This is a genomic window from Pseudomonas sp. 22082 (assembly GCF_052046055.1).
Classification (GTDB): domain Bacteria; phylum Pseudomonadota; class Gammaproteobacteria; order Pseudomonadales; family Pseudomonadaceae; genus Aquipseudomonas; species Aquipseudomonas pharyngis.
This window is the reverse complement of record NZ_JBQEQB010000012.1, coordinates 155703-170361: the sequence shown is the minus strand read 5'-3', so window position 1 is coordinate 170361 and position 14659 is coordinate 155703. Positions and strand designations below refer to the sequence as shown.

15 protein-coding genes are annotated in these 14659 nt (G+C 62.5%); 8 read left to right on the top strand and 7 right to left on the bottom strand.

From position 1 onward, the window contains the following. The first annotated feature begins 7 nt into the window (after positions 1-7). Positions 8-973, top strand: coding sequence for a 2-oxoglutarate and iron-dependent oxygenase domain-containing protein (locus ACTJK9_RS16200; protein ID WP_440814832.1), 966 nt, complete (start codon positions 8-10; stop codon positions 971-973). Between the two features lie 81 nt (positions 974-1054). Beyond that, positions 1055-2008, top strand: a complete 954-nt coding sequence (locus tag ACTJK9_RS16195) for an adenosine deaminase (RefSeq protein WP_007958502.1) — start codon at positions 1055-1057, stop codon at positions 2006-2008. Positions 2009-2103: 95 nt separating this feature from the next. On the opposite strand, the gene ACTJK9_RS16190 is transcribed toward ACTJK9_RS16195, so the two are convergent. From ACTJK9_RS16190 to ACTJK9_RS16180, 3 genes are all read right to left on the bottom strand, one after another. After that, positions 2104-3486: an MFS transporter gene (locus ACTJK9_RS16190; RefSeq protein WP_440814830.1), complete on the bottom strand. Its 1383-nt coding sequence runs from the start codon at positions 3484-3486 to the stop codon at positions 2104-2106. A 126-nt stretch (positions 3487-3612) separates the two neighbouring features. Continuing rightward, on the bottom strand, positions 3613-4347 hold the full coding sequence (locus ACTJK9_RS16185; RefSeq protein ID WP_440814829.1) for an ArsR/SmtB family transcription factor: 735 nt from the start codon (positions 4345-4347) through the stop codon (positions 3613-3615). Between the two features lie 304 nt (positions 4348-4651). Continuing rightward, positions 4652-5581 carry a LysR family transcriptional regulator gene (locus tag ACTJK9_RS16180; RefSeq protein ID WP_085613573.1) on the bottom strand — a complete coding sequence of 310 codons (930 nt, stop codon included), beginning with the start codon at positions 5579-5581 and terminating at the stop codon, positions 4652-4654. A 117-nt stretch (positions 5582-5698) separates the two neighbouring features. Here ACTJK9_RS16180 and ACTJK9_RS16175 point away from each other — a divergent pair, with 117 nt between their 5' ends. The 3 genes from ACTJK9_RS16175 to ACTJK9_RS16165 all read left to right on the top strand — a co-directional run bounded on the left by ACTJK9_RS16175 (position 5699) and on the right by ACTJK9_RS16165 (position 7378). Further along, the gene (locus ACTJK9_RS16175; RefSeq protein ID WP_011332308.1) at positions 5699-5992 is read left to right on the top strand and encodes a putative quinol monooxygenase; all 294 of its coding nucleotides are present in this window, start codon (positions 5699-5701) and stop codon (positions 5990-5992) included. 31 nt (positions 5993-6023) lie between these two features. Next, positions 6024-7037 (top strand): zinc-binding alcohol dehydrogenase family protein, encoded by a 1014-nt coding sequence (locus ACTJK9_RS16170; protein WP_064593274.1) that lies wholly within the window; start codon positions 6024-6026, stop codon positions 7035-7037. A 167-nt stretch (positions 7038-7204) separates the two neighbouring features. Then, positions 7205-7378 (top strand): hypothetical protein, encoded by a 174-nt coding sequence (locus ACTJK9_RS16165; protein ID WP_166742328.1) that lies wholly within the window; start codon positions 7205-7207, stop codon positions 7376-7378. Between the two features lie 10 nt (positions 7379-7388). Here ACTJK9_RS16165 and ACTJK9_RS16160 read toward each other — a convergent pair whose 3' ends face one another. Together ACTJK9_RS16160 and ACTJK9_RS16155 are read right to left on the bottom strand one after the other, a co-directional pair. Continuing rightward, positions 7389-8591: a multidrug effflux MFS transporter gene (locus tag ACTJK9_RS16160; RefSeq protein ID WP_085613571.1), complete on the bottom strand. Its 1203-nt coding sequence runs from the start codon at positions 8589-8591 to the stop codon at positions 7389-7391. Positions 8592-8694: 103 nt separating this feature from the next. Continuing rightward, positions 8695-8892 (bottom strand): heavy-metal-associated domain-containing protein, encoded by a 198-nt coding sequence (locus ACTJK9_RS16155; protein ID WP_007958490.1) that lies wholly within the window; start codon positions 8890-8892, stop codon positions 8695-8697. Positions 8893-9040: 148 nt separating this feature from the next. On the opposite strand from ACTJK9_RS16155, the gene ACTJK9_RS16150 reads away from it, so the two are divergent. The 3 genes from ACTJK9_RS16150 to cueR all read left to right on the top strand — a co-directional run bounded on the left by ACTJK9_RS16150 (position 9041) and on the right by cueR (position 12305). Continuing rightward, positions 9041-9424, top strand: coding sequence for a hypothetical protein (locus tag ACTJK9_RS16150; RefSeq protein WP_064593272.1), 384 nt, complete (start codon positions 9041-9043; stop codon positions 9422-9424). Between the two features lie 77 nt (positions 9425-9501). After that, positions 9502-11895, top strand: a complete 2394-nt coding sequence (locus tag ACTJK9_RS16145; RefSeq protein WP_440814827.1) for a heavy metal translocating P-type ATPase — start codon at positions 9502-9504, stop codon at positions 11893-11895. After that, positions 11892-12305 (top strand): Cu(I)-responsive transcriptional regulator, encoded by a 414-nt coding sequence (cueR, locus tag ACTJK9_RS16140; RefSeq protein ID WP_007958485.1) that lies wholly within the window; start codon positions 11892-11894, stop codon positions 12303-12305. The genes ACTJK9_RS16145 and cueR overlap by 4 nt, the downstream gene beginning before the upstream one ends. Here cueR and ACTJK9_RS16135 read toward each other — a convergent pair. Then, positions 12259-13476 carry an MFS transporter gene (locus ACTJK9_RS16135; protein ID WP_440814824.1) on the bottom strand — a complete coding sequence of 406 codons (1218 nt, stop codon included), beginning with the start codon at positions 13474-13476 and terminating at the stop codon, positions 12259-12261. The genes cueR and ACTJK9_RS16135 overlap by 47 nt on opposite strands. 56 nt (positions 13477-13532) lie before the next feature. Beyond that, positions 13533-14429, bottom strand: coding sequence for a PA4780 family RIO1-like protein kinase (locus ACTJK9_RS16130; protein ID WP_221398624.1), 897 nt, complete (start codon positions 14427-14429; stop codon positions 13533-13535). Positions 14430-14659 lie beyond the last annotated feature (230 nt).

Sequence of the window (14659 nt, the reverse complement as noted above, 5' to 3'; positions counted from 1 at the left end):
ATTGTGTATGGATCAGCTTCCGATCATCGACATCTCGCCGCTCTACTCCAACGATCAGAACGCCTGGCCCGCCGTCGCCGAACAGATCGACCACGCCTGCCGCGAATGGGGTTTCTTCTATATCAAGGGTCACCCGATTTCTGCGCAGCGCATCGAATCCCTGCTCGATCACGCCCGGCACTTCTTCGCGCTGCCGAGCGCGGAAAAACTCAAGATCGACATCACCCAGACCGTCCATCATCGCGGCTACGGCGCCATCGCCACCGAACAGCTCGACCCGGACAAACCCAGCGATCTCAAGGAAACCTTCGACATGGGCCTGCACCTGCCGGCCGATCATCCCGAGGTGCTGGCAGGAAAACCGTTACGTGGCCCCAACCGTCATCCGGCCATCCCTGGCTGGGAGGCGCTGATGGAGCAGCACTACCTCGACATGCAGGCCCTGGCGCAAACCCTGTTGCGGGCCATGACGTTAGCGCTGGGCATCGAGCGCGACTTCTTCGATACACGCTTCAACGAACCGGTCAGCGTGCTGCGGATGATCCATTACCCACCGCGCCACACCGCCAGTTCCGCCGAACAGCAAGGTGCCGGCGCGCACACCGATTACGGCTGCATCACGCTGCTGTATCAGGACAGCGCCGGCGGCCTGCAGGTGAAGAACGTCAACGGCCAGTGGATCGACGCACCGCCCATCGACGGCACCTTCGTGGTCAACCTCGGCGACATGATGGCGCGCTGGAGCAATGACCGTTATCGCTCGACCCCGCACCGGGTGATCAGCCCTCTCGGGGTGGATCGCTACTCGATGCCGTTCTTCGCCGAGCCGCACCCGGACACCCGTATCGAATGCCTGCCCGGTTGCCAGGACGCACAGCATCCTGCGAAATATCCGACCACCACCTGCGCCGAATTCCTGCTGTCGCGCTTCGCCGATACCTACGCCTATCGACGGGAGCAGGAAGCGGTGTGATGGATCGGTTGGTCAGGTTTTGCCAATTGTTTCGGCGGGCATCTGTAGAATGCCCGCCATTGCACCTGATGAGAAAAGAATATGTACGACTGGCTCAACGCCCTGCCCAAGGCTGAACTGCACCTGCACCTCGAGGGCTCGCTGGAGCCCGAGCTGTTGTTCGCCCTGGCCGAGCGCAACAAGATCGCCCTGCCGTGGAGCGACGTCGAAACCCTGCGCAAGGCTTACGCCTTCAACAACCTGCAGGAATTCCTCGACCTGTATTACCAGGGCGCCGACGTGCTGCGCACCTCCCAGGACTTCTACGACCTGACCTGGGCCTACCTGCTGCGCTGCAAAGAGCAGAACGTGATTCACACCGAACCGTTCTTCGATCCGCAAACCCACACCGACCGTGGCATCCCGTTCGAAGTGGTGCTCAACGGCATCGCCGCCGCGCTGAAGGATGGCGAGCAGCAACTGGGAATCACCAGCGGTTTGATCCTGAGTTTCCTGCGCCACCTGAGCGAAGACGAAGCACAGAAAACCCTAGACCAGGCGCTGCCGTTCCGTGATGCATTTGTCGCCGTAGGTCTGGACAGCTCCGAGATGGGTCACCCGCCGAGCAAATTCCAACGCGTGTTCGATCGTGCCCGCCACGAAGGTTTCCTGACCGTTGCCCACGCTGGCGAAGAAGGCCCGCCGGAATACATCTGGGAGGCCATCGACCTGCTGAAAATCCAGCGTATCGACCATGGCGTGCGCGCCATCGAAGACGAGCGCCTGATGCAGCGGATCATCGACGAGCAGATTCCGCTGACCGTGTGCCCGCTGTCGAACACCAAGCTCTGCGTGTTCGATCACATGTCCCAGCACAACATCCTCGACATGCTCGAGCGCGGCGTGAAAGTCACGGTGAACTCCGATGACCCGGCGTACTTCGGTGGTTACGTGACCGAGAACTTCCATGCGCTGCACACCCACCTGGGCATGACCCAGGATCAGGCCAAACGCTTGGCGCAGAACAGCCTGGATGCGCGCCTGGTAAAACCATAAAGAGCAATACAAAAACTGTGGGAGCGGGCTTGCCCGNTCAATGTTGACTGACGGTCCGCCATCGCGGGCAAGCCCGCTCCCACAGGGTGCTGTATTTAGCTGAGCATCTCGGTTTCAGTCAGCTCTTCCAGCGTCTTGCCCCGGGTCTCCATCCCGAACAGCCACACCACCCCCGCCGCAATCGCAAAGCACAGCGCCCCCAGCGCAAACACCCCACCCTGCCCGGTGATCGGGAACACCAGCCCGGTGACCAACGGCCCGAGCAGCGAACCCACGCGCCCGATGGCCGAGGCGAACCCCGAGCCCGTCGCCCGCGCCGAGGTCGGGTACAGTTCCGGCGTGTAGGTGTAGAGCACCGCCCACATGCCGAACAGGAAAAACTGCATCAACAGCCCCGTGCCGATCAGCAGCGCCACGTTGCCGCCGAACACTGCGCTCTGCCCGTACAGAAACGCCATCACCCCGCCGCCGAGTAGCGTGACAATGCACACCGGCTTGCGTCCCCAGCGCTCGACCAGCCACGCCGCCATCAGGAAACCGGGAATCCCGCCGAGGGAAATCAGCACCGTGTAATACACCGACTGGGTGACCGCAAACCCCGACTGTTGCAGCAGCGCGCTGAGCCAGGAGGTCAGGCCGTAGAAGCCGAGCAGCGCGAAGAACCAAAGGCTCCAGATCATCGTCGTACGCCGGCGATACTGCGGCGACCAGATCTGTTTGAGCGCCGAAAGGAAATGGCCCGGCGGGGTCACGCTACGTGGCAGACGAACCGGCGCCGGCAATGCAGCACCGCCCAGCGATGCCCGTACCCGCGCCTCGATGCCGCACAAAACCTTGTCCGCTGCGTCATGTTTGCCGGCCTGTTCCAACCAGCGCGGCGACTCGGGAATGAAAAAGCGGATCGCCAGCACGAACACCGCCGGCACCGCCAGTACCAGAAAGATGTCGCGCCAGCCAATCAACGGCAGCAGGAAATACGACAGCACGCCCGCCGCGACAAAACCCAGCGGCCAGAAACCGTCCATCAAGGCGATATAGCGACCCCGACGCTGGGCGGGGATCAACTCCGACAACATCGACTGAGCAATCGGAAACTCCATGCCCATGCCGATTCCCAGCAGGATGCGAAACAGCGTCAGGCTTTCGACCGTCTGCGCCGTGGAGCACAGGTAACTGGCCAGCCCCCACAGGACGATGCTCCACTGGAACACCGGTTTTCGGCCGAATCGATCAGCCAGCATCCCGGACAGCGACGCCCCCAGCACCATGCCGAAAAAGCTCGAACTGGCCAGCAGACCAGCCTCGGCGCTGCTCAGGCCGAACTCGGCTTTGATCGAACCGAGCAGGAAGGTCATCATCGCCAGATCCATGGAGTCGAAGAAAAACGCCAGGGCGATGATGATGAAGATGATCCGGTGATAACCGCTGACTGGCAGGCGCTCCAGTCGATCTGCCGCGCTGTAGTTTCCCGTGTCCATGCCACCTCCTCAATCCGAAAAGTCCCCGGATCGAGTGTGCGCGATAGCGGTTGCGCGCCTGTGCCAGATGCGACTTGTTCGCAGCCGTTGGCGACGTTCAGGAGTACATCCGTGGAAGAAAGCGCTCTATAACGCCATTTCCAGCTCGGTTTCACAGGCAAATCGATGAATTTCCCGCTGGCCCGCCGCCGTCAGTTGCAAAGCACGGGAGTCCTTGGGCAGCACCAGCCAGCCCGACTGCATGAACAGCTGCAACAACGCCGCCCCCAGCGAGCCTCCCATGTGCGGACGACGCTCGCTCCAGTCCGGGCAGGCACACGCCACCTGGGCGTTGCGGTGAGCCAGGGCCTGGATGTAAACGCCGCGCCCGGCCAGTTGTGTCGAGCCTTTGTGCGTCACGACCACCCGGTTTTCAAGCTGCTCGATCCAGCCGGCGTCAAGCAGCCGCTGGTACAGATCGGCGGCCAGCGTGCCCCCGAGATGGTCGTCGCAAAACCGCGCGCGCAGCAGTGACGACGGCGCGGCCTGGGGTCTGACGACCGGCGAGGCACGCTTGAACACGTCGGGGATTTCTCGCGGGGCGCTGGCCANGGTGGCACTGGCCAGCGCCTCGATGGCCGCACCGATTTCAGGAGCCGCCAGACGAAAGAAGCGTTTGCGTCCGCGCGCCTCGACCTTCAACAGACCGCCAGCGGACAAGCGCCCCAGATGCGCACTGGCTGACGAAGGCGAAAGCCCGGCCAGCAACGCCAGCTCCTCGGTCTGCCGCGCCGAGCCATCCATCAACGCCCACATCATTGCGCTGCGTTTGGGATCGGCCAGCAACGTGGCGATCTGGCTGATGCAAGGTGCATGTTCCATGTATTCACTCCCTGTTGAATCGTATCGTCTACTGCTCATAGACATCTTGACCAGTAATCAGTCGTCGGCCAAGACGCGCAAAGTGCCTTGAGCCGAGGCACTTTGCGCGCCGCAGCGAGGAAACCGCAGTACTGTCGCGACCCTCGTTCCTGCCCCGCCGGTTCCGGTCTGATCGTTCTCTTGCCGGCCTGTCGGTGCGGGCTTCAGGCGGTCGCTAGTATAAGCGGGTTGCTCGCTGCGTCCTGCGCCGGAGTGGCCGTGGCTGGTGATTGTTCCTGAGAGAAATTTCGCTATTTACCTGCGACTAATGATCGGTCTCCAAGAAAACGGGAAATCGGCTACTCAATTCAGCGCAACGACTGGCGAGCATTTCCCTCAGAAGGTTCACTGGCTTACTCAATTGTGCGCGATGGGCGCACAGCAGATTCAGCGGAGCGCGTTCACAGAGCAGCTCCGGCAACAGCACTTTCAGTCGCCCCGCCAGTACATCACCGGCCACATCAAGCCACGACTTATATGCGATCCCCGCGCCAGCCACCGCCCACAGACGCACCACATCGGCATCATCACTGAAGCGATCGCCACTGACGGTCAGGCTGACCTCGCGCTTGCCATCATGAAAACTCCAGTGGTCATGCACCCGGCCACCGAGCATGTACAGCAGGCAGTTGTGCTGCGCGAGCTGTTCCAGATGCAGCGGCTCGCCGTGCCGCGCCAGGTAGAGCGGCGAAGCGCACAGTACCCGTCGGTTGTGCGGGGCAATCGGCAATGCCACCAGACTCGAATCCTCCGGCTCGCCGTAGCGCAAGGCGATGTCCACCGGCTGGCGAAACAGGTCGGCGATGCGGTCACCCAGCAGCAGTCGCACCGTCAGCTTCGGATGTTCGCGTTGAAATTCATCGAGCCACGGCAACAGCAGGTTGCGACCGAAGTCCGAAGGCGCCGACAGTTGCAGAATGCCGCTGACCTGGTCCTGCCCGCTGGCCAGCAGGCGGCGCCCCTCATCCAGGTTGCTCAACGCAGCGCGGGCGTATTCGAGAAACCCTTCACCTTCGGCCGTCAGCCGCAGACTGCGGGTGGAGCGTGCCAACAGGCGCGCGCCCAGTTGCTGCTCGATCCGCTTGAGCGCGGCACTGGCCACCGCGGCGGACAGGTCCATCACCCGCGCCGCCGCCGACAGGCTGCCCAGATCCGCCGCCCGGACAAACAACTGCAAGTCATCGAAACGCAGCATCCTCAGCCTCGATTATCAAAAAAACATTGAAAGAGACTGCTCTTTTAGCCGGTTTTATCTCGGGCAGAAATAGCCAATCATGCCTTCCATCGAATTCATCCCGTCCCGGAGTCGAACATGTCCCAGCCTTTCACCGCTATTGCCACCCTGATCGCCCGACCTGGCCAGCAGGACGCTCTCGAACAGCACCTGCGCGCCCTGATCGAACCGACCCGCGCCGAAGCGGGTTGCGGTCAGTACGAACTGCATCAGGACCTGGCCAATCCACTGGCCTTCTACATGATCGAACAGTGGGCCAGCGACGAAGCCCTGCAAGCCCACGATGCCAGCGCGCATATCCAGCATTTCCGCAGCCAGGCCGAGGCGTTCCTCGAACACTTCGAACTCAAGCGCCTGCGCGTCATCGCCTGAAACCTTCCTTTATTCACTTTCGGAGTTCTCCATGAAAGCCATCGCCTATTACGCCTCGCTCCCGATCAGCGACGAAAAATCCCTGCAAGACATCGAACTGCCAGAACCGGTAGCCGGCCCCCGCGACCTGCTGGTGGAAGTCAAAGCGATTTCGGTCAACCCGGTCGACACCAAGGTTCGCCAGAACGTCGCGCCGGAAGGCGGCGCCGCCAAGGTACTGGGCTGGGACGTGGCCGGTGTGGTCAAGGCCGTCGGAAGTGAAGTGACCCTGTTCAAGGCCGGCGACAAGGTGTTCTACGCCGGCTCCATTGCCCGGGCCGGTGGCAACAGCGAATTGCACGTTGTCGATGAGCGGATTGTCGGCCACATGCCGAAAACCCTCGGCTTCGCCGAAGCTGCCGCCTTGCCGCTGACCGCCATTACGGCGTGGGAATTGTTGTTCGAACGTCTGCAGATTCGCGAAGGCAACACTGACGAAGGCCAGAGCCTGCTGATCGTCGGCGCGGCCGGCGGCGTCGGTTCGATCCTCACCCAACTGGCCAGCCAGTTGACCGGACTCAAGGTGATCGGCACCGCCTCCCGCCCGGAGACTCGCGACTGGGTGACCGAGCTGGGCGCCGACGTGGTGATCGATCACAGCCAGCCGTTGAGCGAAGAACTGAAACGCGCCGGTGTGGCCCACGTGACCCACGTCGCCAGCCTGACCCAGACCGAACAGCACCTGGACCAACTGGTCGAGGCTCTGGCGCCGCAAGGCAAACTGGCGCTGATCGACGATCCGAAAGCGCTGGACGTAACCAAACTCAAGCGCAAGAGCCTGTCGCTGCACTGGGAGTTCATGTACACCCGCTCGCTGTTCGAAACGCCGGACATGATCGAGCAGCACAAACTGCTCAATCGAGTGGCCGGGCTGATAGACAGCGGCACCTTGAAAACCACGGTCGGCGAGCACTTCGGCACGATCAACGCGAGCAACCTGCGCCGCGCCCATGAATTGCTGGAAAGCGGCAAGGCCAAGGGGAAAATTGTTTTAGAAGGTTTCTAAAACTCGCAAGACCGCAGCCTTCGCCAGGGCCAAAAAATGTCTGGCTCGGGGGCTGCGGCGCTTTTTTGCCGTCAGTCAGATGCTTGACCCTTGTCACAATTGCGATCGTATTCAGGACTACAATCGAAACCTCTGCGATGCAATCTTTTACGTACGGGAGGTCAGCAATGAAGATCCTGATAAAAGAAGTGGCAAAGTCCCAATGGCAAGTCCGTCTTGACCAGCACGCCGTGACCTTCCGCAGTGAGGCCGAAGCGCTGGCCTTCACCCGCACCCTCGAAGCGCGTCTGCACGCTCCCCATCAGATTCCCGATCCCGGCCAGCAGCGCGCTGTCGGCTGAGGCTTTCGTTTCAGTTTTCAGCCTGCGCCTTTGCCAGCGCCCGGGCATTCTGGATGCGCCGGGTGAGTGTTGCTGCGCACACCACCAGCAAACCACACAGGCTGATGACCATGGCCATCGGCACGGCGGTGCCATCGTGCAGGATCCCCACCAGCGCCGAGGCCCCGGCAGCGACGCTGAACTGCAGGCTACCGAGCAACGCTGAAGCACTGCCGGCGCGACCGCCCTGCCCGTTCATCGCACACGCCGCCGCATTGGGGCTGATGCAGCCAAGGCTGGCAACGCAAATGAACAAAGGAATCAGCAGTGGCCACAGGGACTCGGTGTGCAAGGCGCTGACCGCGAGCAGCGTCAGCCCGGCACCCAGGTAAACCCAGACCGCCCGTGACAGCAGAAAGGCCGGACCGCGTTTGGCCAGCAGGCGCGCATTGACCTGTGCGACCAGAATGAACCCGGCCGCGTTGGTGCCGAACAGCCAGCCGAAATGCTCGGCCGGCACGCCGTACAGTTTGATGAATATGAAAGGGGAACCGGCGATGTAGGCAAACATCCCGGCGATGGCGATACCGCCGGTCAGGGCATGGCCCATGTAGACCGGATCCGCCAGTAGCCGACCGTACTGACGCAGGGCACCGGACAACGGCTGGCGCGGAACATGCGCCGGCAGACTTTCCGGCAGGCCGAGGGCCACGGCCAGTCCGGCCAGGGCACTGAATCCGGTCAGCACCAGGAAAATCGACTGCCACCCCGTGGTGTTGACCAGCAGGCCGCCGAGCATCGGCGCCAGAATCGGTGCCAACCCCATCACCAGCATCAGCTGCGAGAACACTTTCGCCGAACCCACCGCGTCGCACTTGTCGCTGACCACCGCCCGGGCAATCACCATCCCCGCACAACCGCCCAGCGCCTGCACCAGCCGTGCCGCGATGAGCCACTCCAGATTCGGCGCATAGGCGCAGGCCACTGACGCCAGCGTGAACAGCGTCAGACCGATCAGCAACGGAATCCGCCGGCCGAAGCGATCCGCCAACGGCCCGTATGCCAGTTGACCGATGGACAGGCCGAAGAAGTAAGCCGACAGCGTCAGCTGGACGTGTTTCTCGTCGGTGCCGAACGCCAGCGCCATAGTGGGAAACGCGGGCAGATAGAAGTCGATCGCCAACGGACCGAAAGCGGTCAGGGCACCGAGAATCAGAAGGGTACGGAAGTTCATCAGGCGTCCAGGTCGGGCGGGCAGTTGAGTTGAGTGCAGCCCGACAGTCTAGCTGCGCGAGGACGCCTTGAACATTCCGGTAGCTCGCTAACTATTAAAAAGATCAGGCGAGTTTGATGGCGTAGCCTTCTTCGCTGATCGCCTCGATCACCTGCTCGGCGCTCAGCGCACTTTCGACGCCGACTTCCTTCGCCGCCAGATCGACCCGCACGCTGGCGGCCGGATCCTTGCTCTGCACCGCCTGGGTGACGGCCTTGACACAGTGACCGCAGGACATGCCTTCAACAGTGAACACTTGCATGGAATGACTCCTTTGAGTGAGGTTGCCGGCAGTTTCAGGCTTGCCACGATGGCAAGGTCAAGTTCTGCAAAAAACTGCCGGGCTGGCAATCGGCGCCGCGCTCGGCCAAGCTGCACGCATCAATGACATGAATTCAGGAGATTCAGCCATGCGCTGGTCAGCTTTCAGCCTGTTTGGCTTACTCAGCCTCTTTGCCGCGATCCCTTCGGTGCAAGCCGCCGGGGAAGATTACGGGGTGCTGATCATTTCCCGCGAGCGCCTGGAAGTGGCGACCTCCTGCGAAATCGGCGTGTACATCCAGGATCAGCTGTCGGCGCGCCTGTTTCAGGAGCAAAGCACATCGTTCAACCTGCCGCCGGGCAATGTCTCGCTGCGCCTGAAGCTGCTGCCGGGGCAAATGCCGGGTTGCAATCCGGGCATGCTCGCGCCGGGCTCGCAGGAGATCAGACTGCATGCCGGCGACATCCTGAAATTCCGCATCGCGATGAACCAGGAAGGCATGTACCTCAAGCCGACCGGCCTCGGCTACTGACGCTTTCGGATTGGGGCTTGACCTTGCCAGCATGGCAAGGTTGATCCTGTAGGCATCTTCTACAGGGAGTACGACCGATGTCCGATTCCATCACGTTCGATCTGCCCATCAGCGGCATGACCTGCGCCAGTTGCGCCGGCCGTGTCGAGCGGGCGTTGAGCAAAGTCAGCGGCGCCAGTGCCGTCAGCGTCAACCTCGCCACCGAACAGGCCCGGGTGCAGGCCCCCGGCGACAGCCTGCCGGCGCTGATGGAAGCAGTCGAACGCGCCGGTTACAGCGTGCCGCAGCAGACCGTGGAATTGAACATCGACGGCATGACCTGCGCCTCCTGCGTCGGTCGCGTCGAACGCGCCCTGAACAAGGTTGCGGGGGTGAAAAGCGTCAGCGTCAACCTCGCCAATGAACGCGCTCATCTCGAATTGCTCGGCGCGGTCGACCCGCAAACCCTGATCGCCGCCGTGAGCAAGGCCGGTTATTCGGCCAGCCTCTTCGAACTCGAAAATCCGCAATCCGACAATCGTCAACAGCGCCTGGACCATGAGCGCTGGGCACTGATCTGCGCCATCGCCCTCGCCTTGCCGCTGGTGCTGCCGATGCTGCTGCAACCGTTCGGCATTCACTGGATGCTGCCGGCCTGGGCGCAATTCGCCCTCGCGACCCCGGTGCAATTCATTTTCGGTGCGCGGTTTTATCTGGCGGCGTGGAAAGCCGTACGCGCCGGGGCCGGCAACATGGATTTGCTGGTGGCATTGGGCACGAGCGCCGGTTATGGCTTGAGTCTCTACGAATGGGCCACCGCCGACGGGCGCATGCCGCATCTGTATTTCGAGGCCTCGGCGGTGGTCATCGCTCTGGTGCTGCTCGGCAAATACCTGGAAAGCCGTGCCAAACGCCAGACCGCCAGCGCCATCCGCGCACTGGAAGCGTTGCGCCCGGAGCGGGCAATTCAAGTCATCGATGGCCGCGAACAGGACGTCGCCATCAGCGCCCTGCGTCTCGGCGATCGGGTTTTGGTCAAACCCGGTGAGCGTTTCCCGGTGGACGGCGAAGTGCTGGAAGGCCAGAGCCACGCCGACGAAGCACTGATCAGCGGCGAGAGCCTGCCGGTGCCCAAGCAACCGGGCGACAGGGTCACCGGCGGCGCGATCAACGGCGAAGGCCGCTTGCTGGTAAGCACTACGGCGCTCGGTGCGGAAAGCGTGCTGGCGCGGATCATCCGTCTGGTGGAGGACGCCCAGGCTGCGAAAGCACCGATTCAGAAACTGGTGGATAAAGTCAGTCAGGTGTTCGTGCCGACCGTGTTGCTGCTGGCCCTGGCCACGCTGATCGGCTGGTGGCTGTATGGCGCGCCGCTGGAAACCGCGCTGATCAACGCCGTCGCGGTGCTGGTGATCGCCTGCCCCTGTGCCCTCGGCCTGGCGACACCGACCGCGATCATGGCCGGCACCGGCGTGGCCGCGCGGCACGGGATTCTGATCAAGGATGTCGAGGCACTGGAACGTGCCCATGAAGTCAGCGCCGTGGTGTTCGACAAGACCGGCACCCTGACCTCCGGCACACCGCGCATCGCGCATTTCAGTGCGAACGACGGTGATGAAAACGCCCTGCTGACAGCGGCCGGCGCACTGCAACGCGGCAGCGAACATCCGCTGGCCAAAGCGGTGCTGGATGTTTGTGCCGAACGCCATCTGAGCGTGCCGGATGTCAGCGACAGCCAGTCCCTGACCGGGCGCGGCATCGCCGGCAGCCTCGACGGCCGGCGCCTGGCGCTGGGCAACCGGCGCTTGCTGGAAGAAAGCGGTTTGAACGCCGCAACCCTGAGCGAATCCGCCAAGGCCTGGGAAACCGAGGGCCGCACGCTGTCCTGGCTGATCGAGCAAAGCCCGGAACCTCGCGTGCTCGGTCTGTTCGCCTTCGGCGACACCCTCAAGCCAGGCGCGCTGCACGCGGTGCAACAACTGGCCGCGCAGCACATCCACAGCCACCTGCTGACCGGCGACAACCGCGGCAGCGCCCGGGTGGTGGCCGAAGCGCTGGGCATCGAAAATGTCCACGCCGAAGTGCTGCCGGCGGAAAAAGCCGCCACTGTCGCCGAGCTGAAAAAAACCGGGGTCGTGGCCATGGTCGGTGACGGCATCAACGACGCACCGGCGCTGGCCGCCGCCGACATCGGTATCGCCATGGGTGGCGGCACCGACGTGGCCATGCACGCCGCCGGCATCACCCTGATGCGCGGCGATCCACGGCTGGTGCCGGCCGCGCTGGAGATCAGTCGCAAAACTTACGCGAAGATCCGCCAGAACCTGTTCTGGGCCTTCGTCTACAACCTGATCGGCATTCCGCTGGCGGCGTTCGGCTTCCTCAATCCGGTGCTGGCCGGTGCGGCGATGGCCCTGTCGAGCGTCAGCGTGGTGAGCAATGCGCTACTGTTGAAAACCTGGAAACCCGAGGATCTGGAGGACAACCGATGAACATCGGCCAAGCGGCCCGCCACAGTGGCCTGAGCGCGAAGATGATCCGTTATTACGAGTCGATCGGTCTGCTCAAGGCTGCTCATCGCACCGACAGCGGCTATCGCGTCTACGGCGACGATGACCTGCATACGCTGGCGTTCATCAAGCGCTCGCGGGACCTGGGTTTCTCGCTGGAGGAAGTCGGCAAGCTGCTGACCCTCTGGCAGGATCGCCAGCGCGCCAGCGCCGATGTGAAGGCCCTGGCCCGCCAACACATCGACGAGCTGAATCAGAAGATCCGCGAACTCGGCGAATTGCGCGACACCCTGCAGGATCTGGTCGAGCACTGCCACGGCGACCATCGCCCGGACTGTCCGATCCTCAAGGAACTGGCGTCGGGCTGCTGCGCGCAACCCGCGCGCGCCTGAGCAGCAGGATTTTCATCGACAGCACTGTGGCGAGGGGAATGCCGTGGAACAGCAGCACCACGGCACCCGGCGCCCACCACGCATAGAACGGTGCGGCGATCAGCATGCCGACGCCGAACCCGGTCATCTGCAACAGCGTCAGGAAGCTGAAGATCGGCAGGCGCAGGGGCTCCGGTTCCCGTTGCAGGCGTGACATCAGGCCGACTTCCGAGAAACCGTCGCCCAACCCGGCCGGCAGCGAACACAGCAACAGACCGACGACGCTGTGCTGCTGGAACATCAGGATGAAGCCGCAGGACATCAGCAGCACGCCACCGAAGTAGCGGCGCTCCAGATGAATGTTGTCGGTGCCGTTCAGGCGACTGGCGATCCGCGCGCCGAGCAGTTTGCCGACGGCCCACACTGCGAGCATCAGGCCCAGCGTGGTGCTGGCCGAGTCCGGTGTCAGCAGTTTGGAAATGATCGGAAAACCGACGTTGTGCGCAGCGCTGCCAAGGGTGTCGGCCATGGTCACCGCCAGCATCGCGGCCACCACCGGGGCACTGCGCAGGCCTTGCAACAATGCCGACCACTCACCCTGTTTAGCGCTGGATTCGGCCACCGGCTCCGGTGCACTGAACCGCAGCGGCGCAATCAACACTGCCGCCAACAGATAGGTCACCGCATTCAGCGCAAACACCGTTTCAAAACCAAACCCCGCAACCAGCAACCCGGACACCAGACTGCCGCCAACCATCGCCATGGACGAGGCGGATGTGATCCAAGCATTGGTCTTGAGCAACTGCGCCGGCTCGATCAAGCGCGGCAACTGGCTGTTTAGGCCGATGGCGAACATTGAATTGCCAAAGCCCAGACCGAACGCGATCAGCGGCAGCAACAACGCCTGCTGACTGACCGGGACGATCAGCAACAATCCAAGCACGGCAGCGCGCAGCAGATCGAAAGTAATCAACGGCAGACGGCCACTGCATCGACGATAAAACGCGGTGCCGATCAGGCTGGCAAAAATCCCGCCCCCCACGCGACTGGCGAGAAAGATCCCCACGCTCATCGCGCTGTTGCTCAGCAGGTAGACATAAGTGGCCAGCGCAACCATGTTGAGGAACGCGCCGAAATCGGAGATCAGCCGCGCCGTGATGATCAGCCGGGCATTGCGGGAAGTGCTGGTCACAATCAATCCTTGAATGTGTAAAACCCGGCCGAAGCCGGGTTTTGTTTTTCAGATGCTCACTGCATCCACGGTGGTGGCGGAGGTTCGTCGGACTTGCCCTTGGGCTCGTCGTCCGCCGCGCGGATGGCTTGCTTGCGCTCCTCATCCAGACGCGCCGCTTCGATCTCGCGCAGCACCCCGCCGACATCGGCCAGGTCCTCGGGATCGTCGAACTCGCCGGTCAGCACGCTGGCCGGGTGCAGCGTACCCGCCTCGTACAACGCCCACATTTCCTTGGCGTATTTGGTCTTCTTCAACTCCGGGGCAAAGCGGCCGAAGTACGACGCCATGTTGCCGACGTCACGCTCCAGCATGCTGAACGCATGGTTGTTGCCCGCCGCGTCCACCGCTTGCGGCAGGTCGATGATGACCGGCCCCGTCGGCGTCAGCAGCACGTTGAACTCCGAAAGGTCACCGTGCACCAGACCGGTACACAACATCAGCACGATCTGCGAAATCAGGAACGCGTGATACTCGCGGGCCTGATCCGGCTCCAGCACCACGTCGTTCAGACGCGGGGCGGCATCCCCGTATTCATCGGCCACCAGTTCCATCAGCAGCACGCCGTCGAGGAAGTCGTAGGGCTTGGGCACTCGCACACCCGCGCCGGCCAGACGGAACAGCGCCGCGACCTCGGCATTCTGCCAGGCGTCTTCGGTCTCTTTGCGACCGAATTTCGACCCCTTGGCCATCGCCCGGGCCTGTCGGCTGTTACGAACCTTGCGGCCTTCCTGATATTCGGCCGCCTGGCGGAAACTGCGTTTGTTCGCCTCCTTGTAGACCTTTGCGCAACGTAACTGATTGCCGCAGCGCACCACATAAACAGCTGCTTCTTTGCCACTCATGAGTGGACGCAGCACTTCGTCGACCAGACCGTCCTCGATCAGGGGTTCAATGCGTTTTGGAGTCTTCATCAGCTTTTATTGTGGGTCCTTTATTACCAAACACGCGAATGTCATTCGTTATACGGCAATCCTCGCATCGCGGGGAGGGGTTGCCGACCTGTGAACCTGTGGATGCACACACTGTGCCGGATAAATCAGGTCAATTCGCCTCTTTATCGACCGCTTCGAATCATAGCCGAGGCCGGCGAATTTATAGGCGCCAGGACTTGAGGGCATTTGCGACAGAATCTGACATCCAA

Coding starts and splice junctions, on each gene's coding strand:
- ACTJK9_RS16195 (WP_007958502.1), top strand. CDS start 1,055: ATGTACGACTGGCTCAACGCCCTGCCCAAGGCTGAACTGCACCTGCAC.
- ACTJK9_RS16190 (WP_440814830.1), bottom strand. CDS start 3,486: ATGGACACGGGAAACTACAGCGCGGCAGATCGACTGGAGCGCCTGCCA.
- cueR (WP_007958485.1), top strand. CDS start 11,892: ATGAACATCGGCCAAGCGGCCCGCCACAGTGGCCTGAGCGCGAAGATG.
- ACTJK9_RS16150 (WP_064593272.1), top strand. CDS start 9,041: ATGCGCTGGTCAGCTTTCAGCCTGTTTGGCTTACTCAGCCTCTTTGCC.
- ACTJK9_RS16175 (WP_011332308.1), top strand. CDS start 5,699: ATGTCCCAGCCTTTCACCGCTATTGCCACCCTGATCGCCCGACCTGGC.
- ACTJK9_RS16170 (WP_064593274.1), top strand. CDS start 6,024: ATGAAAGCCATCGCCTATTACGCCTCGCTCCCGATCAGCGACGAAAAA.
- ACTJK9_RS16165 (WP_166742328.1), top strand. CDS start 7,205: ATGAAGATCCTGATAAAAGAAGTGGCAAAGTCCCAATGGCAAGTCCGT.
- ACTJK9_RS16180 (WP_085613573.1), bottom strand. CDS start 5,581: ATGCTGCGTTTCGATGACTTGCAGTTGTTTGTCCGGGCGGCGGATCTG.
- ACTJK9_RS16160 (WP_085613571.1), bottom strand. CDS start 8,591: ATGAACTTCCGTACCCTTCTGATTCTCGGTGCCCTGACCGCTTTCGGT.
- ACTJK9_RS16155 (WP_007958490.1), bottom strand. CDS start 8,892: ATGCAAGTGTTCACTGTTGAAGGCATGTCCTGCGGTCACTGTGTCAAG.
- ACTJK9_RS16145 (WP_440814827.1), top strand. CDS start 9,502: ATGTCCGATTCCATCACGTTCGATCTGCCCATCAGCGGCATGACCTGC.
- ACTJK9_RS16130 (WP_221398624.1), bottom strand. CDS start 14,429: ATGAAGACTCCAAAACGCATTGAACCCCTGATCGAGGACGGTCTGGTC.
- ACTJK9_RS16200 (WP_440814832.1), top strand. CDS start 8: ATGGATCAGCTTCCGATCATCGACATCTCGCCGCTCTACTCCAACGAT.